General features: G+C 52.7%; 11 protein-coding genes. 4 read left to right on the plus strand and 7 right to left on the minus strand.

The features are described from left to right. The first annotated feature begins 167 nt into the window (after positions 1-167). A complete protein-coding gene (locus tag LKK83_RS17135) occupies positions 168-881 on the plus strand; it encodes a hypothetical protein (RefSeq protein ID WP_324632463.1) in 714 nt (237 codons plus the stop codon). A 181-nt stretch (positions 882-1062) separates the two neighbouring features. Here the strand turns inward: LKK83_RS17135 and LKK83_RS17140 are convergent, their stop codons facing one another. The 3 genes from LKK83_RS17140 to LKK83_RS17150 all read right to left on the minus strand — a co-directional run bounded on the left by LKK83_RS17140 (position 1063) and on the right by LKK83_RS17150 (position 4127). After that, the gene (locus LKK83_RS17140) at positions 1063-2412 is read right to left on the minus strand and encodes a glutamate-cysteine ligase family protein (protein ID WP_324632464.1); all 1350 of its coding nucleotides are present in this window, start codon (positions 2410-2412) and stop codon (positions 1063-1065) included. A 72-nt stretch (positions 2413-2484) separates the two neighbouring features. Further along, positions 2485-3741: a molybdopterin molybdotransferase MoeA gene (locus tag LKK83_RS17145; protein ID WP_324632465.1), complete on the minus strand. Its 1257-nt coding sequence runs from the start codon at positions 3739-3741 to the stop codon at positions 2485-2487. A 140-nt stretch (positions 3742-3881) separates the two neighbouring features. Beyond that, a complete protein-coding gene (locus LKK83_RS17150; protein WP_324632466.1) occupies positions 3882-4127 on the minus strand; it encodes a DUF7219 family protein in 246 nt (81 codons plus the stop codon). Between the two features lie 315 nt (positions 4128-4442). Between LKK83_RS17150 and cobO the strand changes: the two genes are divergently transcribed. Continuing rightward, on the plus strand, positions 4443-5114 hold the full coding sequence (gene cobO, locus LKK83_RS17155) for a cob(I)yrinic acid a,c-diamide adenosyltransferase (RefSeq protein ID WP_324632467.1): 672 nt from the start codon (positions 4443-4445) through the stop codon (positions 5112-5114). Between the two features lie 56 nt (positions 5115-5170). Here the strand turns inward: cobO and LKK83_RS17160 are convergent, their stop codons facing one another. From LKK83_RS17160 to LKK83_RS17175, 4 genes are all read right to left on the minus strand, one after another. After that, the gene (locus tag LKK83_RS17160) at positions 5171-5851 is read right to left on the minus strand and encodes a hypothetical protein (protein ID WP_324632468.1); all 681 of its coding nucleotides are present in this window, start codon (positions 5849-5851) and stop codon (positions 5171-5173) included. Positions 5852-5976: 125 nt separating this feature from the next. Next, positions 5977-6237 (minus strand): hypothetical protein, encoded by a 261-nt coding sequence (locus LKK83_RS17165; RefSeq protein ID WP_324632469.1) that lies wholly within the window; start codon positions 6235-6237, stop codon positions 5977-5979. A gap of 187 nt (positions 6238-6424) precedes the next feature. Beyond that, positions 6425-8161 (minus strand): ATP-binding protein, encoded by a 1737-nt coding sequence (locus LKK83_RS17170; RefSeq protein ID WP_324632470.1) that lies wholly within the window; start codon positions 8159-8161, stop codon positions 6425-6427. Between the two features lie 356 nt (positions 8162-8517). Further along, positions 8518-9318, minus strand: a complete 801-nt coding sequence (locus tag LKK83_RS17175) for a glutathione S-transferase family protein (protein WP_324632472.1) — start codon at positions 9316-9318, stop codon at positions 8518-8520. Between the two features lie 534 nt (positions 9319-9852). Between LKK83_RS17175 and LKK83_RS17180 the strand changes: the two genes are divergently transcribed. Together LKK83_RS17180 and LKK83_RS17185 are read left to right on the plus strand one after the other, a co-directional pair. Further along, complete coding sequence (locus LKK83_RS17180) at positions 9853-10407, plus strand: COP23 domain-containing protein (protein WP_324632473.1); 555 nt, start codon at positions 9853-9855, stop codon at positions 10405-10407. Positions 10408-10413: 6 nt separating this feature from the next. Beyond that, positions 10414-11250: a S1 family peptidase gene (locus LKK83_RS17185; RefSeq protein WP_324632474.1), complete on the plus strand. Its 837-nt coding sequence runs from the start codon at positions 10414-10416 to the stop codon at positions 11248-11250. Positions 11251-11344: the final 94 nt, after the last annotated feature.

The raw sequence follows: 11344 nt of genomic DNA on the forward strand, positions 1-11344 counted from the left end.
GGGGGGAGAACTCCTCCCTACGCATAAATGACGAGGGTTTCCGTTCTCCCCCTTACCAACCCTAATTTCTGATGACAGTAACTAGGTAAAAAAACGTGGCAAAGGCGTCATCAAATAAGCAGCAACTGGTTAATTTAATCCGAAATTTAAACTCAATTGGAGCGGATATGAAAGTTTTAAAGCAGCTTTCTCGGCAGAAATACCGGGGAAGCAGCGGTTGGCTGTTGGCGCTGACCGTGGCGATCGCTTTGCTGATCTGGAATTGGAAACTGCTGATTGCCACCAGTGCGGGCGTGGTGGTGATGCTGTTAGTATATTTAATGCAGGACTGGGACTGGCAGGCAGTGGGGTCCCAACTGCGGCGATGGTTGCACGGAGCCAATCGTCACATGGCGATCGCGGTCTGCACTGGCGGATTAACCACCTTTAGCACCTATATGGCGGTTTCCATTTGGCTGGCGGCAGAAAATCCTTGGCTGGCAACCGGTGCGATTCTCCAAGGTGTAGCCACAATGGCTACCTTAATCCTGGTGGTGTGGCAACTGATGAATTCCAAAACCCACCAAAATGAAGCCACGTTAAACGATTTATCCTTTCATCTCGGCGATGCCGACCCCCTGAAACGTCTGATTGCGGTGCGCCAGATGACCCGCTTGATGAAAGGAAGCGATCGCTCCACCCGTCGAGAAATTGCCGAGTATTTTCGCGTCATGCTCGCGCGCGAAACCGATGGGGCGGTGCGCGATGCTCTCCTCGATGGCATGCAAGGAGTCCAACCCCCTCAATCCTTAGGCGTCGGCGCGCAACCCCTGTCCATTCCCTCCCTGAAAAAGCGATCGACCCGTGAGATTCGCCGCCGGATGTATGAATGCGAAGAGTAGAGAAATGGCCTGGGCTTCCCTCTCCCTTCGCACTTTTAAATTGCATAAAATTTCAACAGAATGAATAGACCCGATGCGGCTCGATTCTTTTAATCGCATCTCTGCGGAGTCTCAGTAAGTGCGTTCCCCCCAGGGGGAACGAGTTAAATAATCAAAAGGTGAGGTAAGCAAATTAGATGTTTTAGGCCGGGGTGCTGTCGGAGAGGGGAACCTCGGGCAAAGATTGTAGGGGAGCTTGTTGGGAAAGGGAATCCACCTGTTCCTCTAGACGATCGCAGGCAAAGCGCACCAGACGCAAACCCTCTTCGCGCGAGAGGCGATCGCTGACGGGGGGAAATTCGGCTAAGATTTCCGCTTCCGTGGTTCGATCCTGTCCCAAATCAAACAGCAACAGGGCTTCGAGTTCATTAGCTTGCGGGTCGCGAGAGTCCGCCGCAAATTCGAGAATCGAATCCAAATAGGCTTTTACCATAGCACTGTTGACCCCTTCGGTCACCGCCGCATAAAGCAATTCTCCATTCATGTATTCGAACGGCGGCACCGAGAGGCGATCGCCGTTCAATTCAAACTTGCACACTCCCGGTTTCGGTTGCACGGCGATCCGATCGCGCTGCACTCGGGACGCCACATGATAAATCAGGGCGATCGTCGCCAAAATCGCTTGCGGATAATTACTATCGATAGCGCGCATTTCCACTGTGCCCAAATTATTCAACCGCACGGGATTCCAGCCGGCTTTGAGCAAACTCCCGCCCGACTTGCCAAACAGGTCGCGATCGATCCGCGCTTCATCCATTGCCCGCATCCAGGCATAATACCGCTGGAAGTGCAACTCCACCAACCGTTCCACCGAATCGGCATAAGGCATCAAGCCGCCCACGGAGGGCAAATGAGTATAAACTCCTTCCCAGCCAAACTTGTCGCTGCCGCGATAGCGAACGATGTGATAGGCTAAGCCGAAGGCTTTGCCTTCATAATAGGGACAAGACCGACTCAGGGCGATCGCTGCCGAATCGAGGGCGGTGGCCAAATTATAAATATTCACCAATTCTGCGCGCGCCGCTGCTGTGGACTCATAGGACACCCCAACGCGCGGATCGATGGTATTGGGTGCCACTTCTAAATGCAGGTGGGTTCCCGTACATTTTCCCGCATTCAAAAACCGTTCGTAGCCCACGGTGCGAACCTGTAGGTGGTAATTGAGCTTATCCCGAATCGCCGGTATCAGGTGCAACGGATAACTGGCGAGGGGATAGAGTCGCAGACCCATTGTTTTGCCCACGGCGATCGCCAGTTTTAGATGTTTCAGATAGGATCTGGCGAGTTCGGTGGGGGTATGAGCTGGGGGGGTATTCACCTCAATCATCCCCTTCACCCACTCACCGACAAAATAGCGGGGATGCACGCCTTCTTTTTCTCCCCGTTGATGACAAGCTTGCAAAAATTCATCGGCGCGATTTGAGGGAACTCCCGTTTCATCGACGAGGAAGAATTCTTGCTCCATGCCGATGCGGCGTTGACCTCTCTCCATAATCTTTTTAACCTCTATTCTTGGGCGTTTCTGAACCGATTTGGGAACCGAAAACCATCAATTGTTGCCGATTTAGGCGACAATCGGGGAACCAATTGGTAATACTTGAAGGGTTTCACCGGTGGCGATAAATTGTTGTCCCACTGGCACCACGGCTAACCCGGTGGTTTGGGATAGGTTGATTAAATTGCCCGAACTGTGACTCCCGCCGGCGAGGGTAAATTCGTAACCGCTAGACCCCTGCTGTAGCTGACCCCACAAATAGGTTTCTCGCTGTCCCCCCGCGCGCAAATCTTGTCGCGATCGCGCCTCCAGGAATATCGGTTCCCACCCGGATGCCTTGCCGGCTAGCTTTTTCATTGCCGGTTGCACGAACCGCCAAAAGGTGACTAAGGCAGACACCGGGTTTCCGGGTAAGCCAAAGTAAACCACCGACAAGGGGTCGCGGTGAAAGCGAGCAACGGTCAGCGGTTTTCCCGGTTTGATGGCCACTTGTTTTATGTGAATTTTACCGCCTAATTTTTCTAAAATTTCTTCCACATAATCGTAATCCCCCACAGAAACGCCACCGGTGGAGAGGACCAAATCCGCTTTAGTCATAGCTGAGGCGATCGCGTTTTCCAGGGCGTCGGGGCGATCGGGAATAATCCCCATTGCGATCGGCACCCCGCCTAAGGCTTCCACGGCGGCGGCGAGGGCATATTGATTCGAGTCTACCAATTGTCCGGGTTGCAAGGGTTGACCTGGTGGCACTAACTCGTTTCCTGTGGATAAAATCGCCACCCTCGGACGTCGATATGCCGAGATTTGGGTACACTGCGCGGTAGCTAAAACGGCGATATCCGGCGGCCCTAGAAGACTTCCGGCGGGTAAGAGTTCGGTTTGCGCTTGATAAAATGCGCCTTTGCGACGCACGAATTCCCCGGGTTCGGATGGGGGGGCTAAAATCTCTACGCGATCGCCTCGGCGGCGGGTGTTCTCCTGCATGATGACCGTATCTGCACCCCGGGGCATCATCCCCCCGGTGAATATTCGCGCCGCTTGGCCCCCTTGAATCTCTACCTGGGGCGGTTTCCCGGCGGGAATCTCTTCTACGACTTTCAGTTCTACGGTGGGCGAGGCGCTACTGTGTGCTACATCTTCATAGCGCAGGGCATAGCCATCCATTGCTGAGTTATCCCAATGGGGAAAGTCTAAATCCCCCGCCATCGGTGCGGCTAAAATGCGCCCCGAGGCAGAGAACAGATCGAGACTTTCCCTATCCCGTTGGGCATCCAGGGGTTGAACTAAATCTAAAACAATCGCTTCGGCTTGTTTGACTGGCAACATAGTGATTTACTTCCCATTCACACCTATGCAGCCAGTTTACCGCTTTTATAGTAGAAAGTTGTCCCCGACAATTCGCGAGACCCAAACTAGAAACTTAACTCATTGTTGGGTGGGTTTCTGTCTTTCCCACTGTGGTTTTTTTATTCGGTTTCATTGGGTATTTCTCCAATTCTTAACTGCTTTTTAGTTTTTTTCAAGTCTTTCCACAGGCTTTTAATTTCTTGGTAGGCTTCTTCCGGTGAAATTTTTCCCCCGGTTTCTAACCCACAAATGAAATTGACTTTTTGGGTGAATTCTTGCAAATTTGCATCAAAGGCTAAATTTTCTGGCGTGAACTTGCCATAATAGCGACTCCGAGGATATAGAAAATCAGATTTTTCTGACATGGTTTCCTCCAGCTTAAGAAGCTTGTTAACGATGACCTGGGCCACTGGGGGGGCGCAACCGGCGTCCCTTCCCATTTTGCCCCTCGGGGTTTTTTTTAGAGTAAGACAAAAGTCTCTGATATTGTGTAAGGGGCTTTATTTTTAATTTAACCTATCCTTAATCTATAGCCAAACTTACCTTAACCCTGAAGGGACTGGAAGTCAGTGGGGGCGGGGGGATGGCCCGATTGTGGGGAAGTTTCGAGGGCTGGTTTTGCCACGATCGCGAATGGTTCTGGCAGATGTAAGCTAAAGAGGGTGTTCCAGGAACGAGCTATGCAACAAAATCCAGATTTAGGGCAAAAAGATTTAGCAGTGGATGACTCTGGCGAGAAATCCGAGTCCTCCCTGAACTCGGCGCAGTACAAAAGCAAGATGCAACGCCGCAAGGAAGTGCAAGCGCAGCGTTTAGCTTCAGCAAACCGCGAAAAAGGACTGGTGATTATCCACACCGGCAATGGGAAGGGAAAAACCACTGCGGCGTTGGGTATGGTGCTGCGATCGCTCGGTCATGGCTATCAGGTGGCGATCGTCCAATTTATTAAAGGCGCGTGGGAACCGGCGGAAAAAGAAATTTTCAGCCGGTTTAGCGATCGCTTGGAGTTCCACGCGATGGGAGAAGGCTTTACCTGGGAAACTCAAGACCGCGATCGCGATACTCAAATGGCCCTCGCGGCTTGGGAAAAAGCTTTGCAGTTTATCCGCAACCCAGACTACAAACTGGTGTTGCTCGATGAAATTAATGTAGCGATGAAACTGGGTTATCTGTCGGTGGATCGGGTGCTTGCCGGTTTAGAGGAAAAACCCGGCGATACCCACGTGATTCTCACTGGTAGAGGCGCACCCGCCGCCGCGATCGCGCGGGCGGATCTAGTCACGGAAATGACCCTGGTGAAGCATCCGTTTCGCGAGCAAGGGGTGAAGGCACAACCGGGAATCGAGTTTTAATGGCGGCGCAGGGGGAGGACATAGGGGCGATCGCTGTCCACCCCCTGCAACCTTTCCTACTCGGGCCAGATTTGGTCTTGATAGTTCTCCTTGCATACCCCCAAAATCCGCCGATCGTTGTCGCTGACGGTGGGGATTGGATGGAATCCTTCCAATCTGGGCATGTCGGGGGTGGGATTTTCCCCAGATGCGGCGATTGGATAGTCCTGGATGCGGATGGCGTAAAGATGGTGGGTGCGATCGTAGCTATTGACTACGGTGAGCGCTAATTTCTGTTCCTCCACATTGCCGTAAAAACAGTCAAATGAGGAAAGTGGCATGTAAAATGCTCCCAGAAGTCGGTCCGATCGCAGCTCGAATACCATATATGCCTGCCCGAGTTGTTCCGGTTCTCGAGATTGCCCGTACAGGTAAACTCCATCGGAAACTGGGGTGGACTCGGGTGGGACGGCGGTTTCTTCCGTCGCGTCGGATTCCGGGGCCTCCGGAATGGCGGTTTCTCCCTCAGTGGGTTCCTCCCTGGGGGGGATGGTGGTGGCGGGGTTGTTCCGCGCGGGCATGGACTGCGCTGCGTTTTCAAAGGCGATCGCGCCGATCGCCGTCTGGGCGATCGCCAATCCCATACCAACCCCTGCGCCGATCGCCCCTTTTAGGAGGCGAAATTTTCCCTGGGATTTTTGTTCGGATTGCGCCTGTGCAACTGTATGCTTGTTTGAATAGAGCGATTGATTAAGCACCCTCTTTTTCCCCCTAATCTGTAGAATTTAAAATGCCTTGGCTGTTATGTTTCCAAAACGGCGATTTATCTCTTTGTTTGGATCCAGAGCCGTCTTCGGTCATTACCGAAGTTCTTTACAATTGTTTACATTCCGACGGGGAATCCACCCCGGTTCCCGAGGGAGGGTGAATTTCCCCCGGTCTGCACTACCGGCGATCGCTTCGTTCTTCGTCGGTTATACAGGCAGTGGTCGCATGGCCAACCCCGCGTCGGATGGATGAAGAGCAAACGAATGACTTCTATTGTAACCGTTTCGTCGTCGCAATTCAAGTGGGTTTCTACCCGTTTGGCAAAATGCCATTTCCCGCTGAGTGAGTAACTTTCCCCTTGCTTAAGTAACGTCATAAAACTTAATAGTGAGGTAGGGGCGGCCCGTTTCCTCCACCCAAAAGCCGCGATTTTCGGAGGAAAAATTACCCTGGTTTTTGCCACAAAATGGCCTATTGAAGCGGGGGATTGAAATCGCAGGTTGAATCGAAATCCGTGCTATTTAAACCCATTAATTCCTGCGATTTATCCTCGGAATTGTCCCTCAGAATCCCAAATCATTTTTTGCCGATTCAGCCGCTCTCAATACCCTATCTTTGTGCATTCCTTCCCAATCCATAAAGCCAATTTCCTGATAGAATTTTTCGTCATAAGCGCGGGTGCGAACCACCACCGGCATGGGAATCGCGTGACCGAGGATAAGCGCCTGTTGTTTGGAATCGAGTTTGGCGAGGACGGATTTGAGATTTTGACCGCCAGAAACCCCGGTAAAAATAGCTTCGATGTCCTTTTCATCGTTGAGCAAAGCGGTGATGCGGGTTCCCACTTGGGACATGACTTCATTATCGATACCCGAGGGGCGCTGGTCTACAATTAATAAGGTGACGAAGTATTTTCGCATTTCCCGGGCGATGGTGCCGAAAATGGTTTGACGGACCGTGGCGGTATCGAGAAAGCGGTGGGCTTCTTCGATGGTAATCACTAATTGACGGGGGCGATCGCTGGGATTTTTCGTCTGCAAAAATATTTCCGACTGTTCCACATAAGCTCTATGAATTCGGCGGCTAATGACATTAGTGGCCAACATATAAGAAAGCATGTTTGACTGGGAACCAAATTCGATGACCACATGTTTGCCCGCATCCAGGGTATCGAGAATTTGCTTCACATAGTTTTTCGGACAAGTATTGCGGATGTATTTGAGTTCGTCCAGGCGACCGAGTTTGCGCTGCAGGGCCATCAAGGAAGATTTATTTCCCCGCTTTTCATCGCAAAAATTCTGGATATCTTCATTAGTCATGGCTAACAATTGGGTAATCCAACTGTTGCCAAATTCGTTGCGAAGGATAATTGCATTTTCGATACTAGCTTCTGAGAGATTTAATTCCCGCGCGACTAAGCCAATATCTTCTACATCAATTTGGTCGTAACCGATATACAATTCTTGCGCGTCGCGCACTCCGCGTCGCCGGGTGGAGTCTGGATCTAAAGTGTAAATATCCACTTGTCCGGGAAAAAGCTGGCGCAAGCCTTTTACGGTGCGGAATTGTTTTCCTTCGGTGGCGGCTTCCCAGCCATATTCCGAGTGCATGTCAAAGATTAAATTCACCGCTGCTTGTTTGCGGATAATACCAGAAAGGAGCAGACGGGTGAGGAAGGATTTGCCGGTTCCGGATTTACCGAATACGCCGTTACTGCGTTCTACAAAGCGATCGAGGTCGATACAAACCGGCACTTCCATGTCTAGGGGTTGACCGATCGCGAAATTCCGGCGATGCGGGTCATCTTCCCAACCAAAGACTAAGCGAAAATCCCGTTCTGTGGCGTCGTAAACCTGGGAAAAATGACTGGGAATGGTTTTAACCGGGGTTAACTCCATTGGGGCGCGGGTGTAGCCTTCATAGGAGGCTAAGGAGGTGTTCTTTTGGCGTCTGGAACTCTGGGTTTTCAGGATAGACTCGGGACTCCAGCCGGTTTGCTCGTTTTCTGGGGTGAGCATTAACATGGGAGAGAGCTCGATTTTGCCGTAGGTGCTGCTTCCGGCGAGCACTTCCTGCATGAAAAAGTCTTCTTGGTGGGGGGGATTGATGAGAATGCGATCGCTGGTTGTGCCGAGACAAACATCGGTGAGCAAGCAGAAAAAATGCGATCGCACCCCGCGCACCACGAGGAATTTTCCCACACGCATATCTTCAACTAAAACATCGGGATGCAGTTTGACTTCTAATCCGTCGCTGAGAGAACCTTGGATGACTGAGCCTAAAGGTTGATCCTGATTCATACGGCAATATTGAATGAAAAAAGTTCAAGGGAATTTTGCGGTTGACTCGTTGATAGAAAATTCTACTGGGTTTTGCGGCGCAACGATAGACCTCAGCGCAATAGAGTAGAAAAAATCTCGAGTTTGCTGTGGGTTTGGCAAAAAATATCGGGTGGGACAAAGGGGAATTGGCAGGAATGGAAGCAGCCGGCGGGCAAATTCTGTTTCGAGTGTACGTGGCTGGTTGTCAGTTGTCAATCAAGGGCAATGAGTGGATTGAGTGGCGGGGGGAAAGCATACCCACCCGGGGGAGGCATTCCCAGGCGGGAACCTGGGAAAGAATCATATCCAATTCGGCGGATATGGGTGGGAAAGCCTTATTCTATGTCAATAGAGGTGGGGCGTTGGTCGCCAGAGGGCATGGGGGTGGCGGGGACTAAGGGTTTGCGGAATTCGGCGTAGAGGCGATCGCGCCACTGGAAAAAGGGTTCGTAAAGCGGATTGTCCGCAATGCCGGGAACTCCTTTACCGCGAAGTTTTTCCGGAATATCCAGATACGGGCCATTGGGGAATTTCAGCACGATGGACAATCCCGCTACAGTAAAATCTGCCAAAGTGGGCGCGTCGCCGGTTAAATAGGGGCTATCCTCTAGGATGAGGCACAGGGCTTCTAGGTCTTGTTTGATAGAATCATCCGCCGAGGTGACGGCTTCTGGGGTTGCGCCGAGACCGAATCCGAGGGTTTTGAGCAAATCCGGGGGGACGGCTTCGACCAGGTTTTTCACCAAATCCGGGGTGTCTGGGGGTAACAGGGCGCTGCGGAAGCTTTGGTCTTTGCTGATTCCGCTAAATAAGACAGTGCGGCTTTTGGTTCCGATGGATTCATCGGCCCATTCTTCCATCATCAGGCACAGTCCCCGCTGTTTGCCTTCGGTGGGGATAATTGGGCGGTCCGGATACTGTTGGTCGAGATATTTGGCGATGTTGGTGGAGTCGGCGATGATGGTAGACCCATCTTTGAGTACCGGGACCTGTCGCTGTCCGGAGAGTTGATAGACTTCGAGTTGTCCGACGCCGGGGGTGACTTCGATTTTTCGGTACTCCAGCCCTTTGTAGTCCAGGATCAGCCGGACTTTTTCGCTGTATTGGGAAACTTCAAACTGATATAGCTCTAGCATGGAAATGCTCCTATGGCTGTTTTGGTGATTCCTCCCTGGTATAGCAAATTTTACAAAAGTTCATAAATTTTTCTTTACAATTTTTTCCCAGGGGGCGCGGAGGGGTGCGGTTCGCGGGTTATTTTATGTGAGGCAATACACACCCCGGAGATTAAATTCTCTGGGTTAATGCCTCTAGCAACCCCCGCCATTTTAATCCCCACCGGGTTGGAGTGGCATCAGAAATCCCGGTTTTGTCTATTTATGCATTGCTCACATGAGCGAGGGTACAAGTTATGCGATCGCATCGCATTGATTGGGGGGGGAGGCGGTAGCTCTGGAGGGTCGTTCCCCCCTGGGGGGAACCAGTTATGGGTAGGAGCCTGGGAACGAGTTGGACGAGTTGGAGGTGAGGAATAGAGGGTTTGAAGGTTCCTCACTTGGAGGGGCAGCGGGCTTGACAAAACCCGGGGAAAACGAGATAATTGAGATAGGCTAGGCAGCTTATATCTTAAAACCCATGAAACCCTGGTACAGCCAGGGATGGAGCGGACAATGAAAAATAGAAGATTGACTCGAATCGGGATGGGGTTGGCGCTGGCGATCGCGCCGCTGGTAGCAGTGGCGCAACCGGCGGAGGCGGGAGCGGACAAATATTTTTGTGCCGAACTCGGCGGCATATACCGCACCTTTGCCAGAACGCCGCGCGGGAACGTGCCGATGATTAGCTGGGTTTCCAATACGAATCCGGAGTGGCCCTCGCGGCGGCGCTGTATCGAGGTGTCGAAACGGTTCGAGCGGTACTACGACAACGGCATGCGGTATTTAGGCACCGGCATCGTGAATAACGAATCGGTGTTATGTGCGGTGCGCCAGCAGGGGAATGCCTGCAATGAAGACAACCTGCTCGTTACCCTATCTCCAGGGATGGACCGCCATCAAGCGGCGCAGCGACTCTTGGATATGCGGGGGTTGGCGGCGGGGCGCACCTTGGAATTAAACGGGGAGCAAGTGGCGCGCACGGTGAATGGGGAAATTTACTATAACATCGACCAATGGCTGAACCAGATGCCGGCAGAAGAGGCAACCCTGACCCCAGAAGGAGAGTAGCAACAGGTGCATAGGGCCAAATCCGGTATCAATTGGCGCTGGGGGTTGGGGATAGCCTGTGGGGGAGTTTTCGCCCTGGGCGTCCTCCTGGAAGTCCCCCAGCAGCGCGCCACCGTCGGCCCCCAGCAGCCCCCCACAGCGGCAACCCCGCAGGCGAGGGACTTGCAGCAGGTGGCGCAGTCGATTTCCGTGCGAATCCTGGCCGAGGAACCCCTGGGAAGCGGGATTTTGATTCGCCAGGAAGGGGCCACATATACCGTGGTGACTAACGAGCACGTATTGCGGTTCGCTTCCCCGCCCTATCAGGTAGAGACGCCGGATGGGCGGCGCTATCCCCTCACGCAGATGCGGCGCGGGCCTTCCCTGGAAGATAACGACCTGGCCCTGTTGCAGTTTCGCACTCCCGGGGCAGACTATGCCATTGCCCAAGTAGGCACCCATCTCACCCCCGGAGAACCGATGTTTGCCGGCGGGTTCCCCTGGGACAGTCTTTCCGGGGAGGGGGAGAAGGGGTTTGTCTTCCGCAAGGGAACCCTGTGGCGGGTATTGGACCGGGCCTTAGCGGGAGGCTATCGCATTGGATATACGAACGAAATCGAAAAAGGCATGAGTGGCGGGCCATTGCTGAACCAACAGGGGGAAGTGGTGGGGATTCACGGCATGCACGCCTATCCCCTGTGGGGCGACCCTTATATTTATCCCGATGGGTCCCAACCGGAAGCCTCCTTGCGAGACCAGATGACTCGTTACAGTTGGGGCATTCCCATGCAGACCCTGCGGGAGTTAGCTCCCTTTTCCGCCAAGGGGCAAACTGCGATAATATATTTCTCGAATGGAAGGTAGCCCTGTCAGCACCCCGTTCTAAAGAGACGGGGCTTCTAGCCCCTGACTTTAGGTAGCTGACCAGCCTAAGCCCTACGAGGGCTACGTTCAGAGT

It is taken from the genome of Phormidium sp. CCY1219, from assembly GCF_035615515.1.
Taxonomy (GTDB): domain Bacteria; phylum Cyanobacteriota; class Cyanobacteriia; order Cyanobacteriales; family Laspinemataceae; genus CCY1219.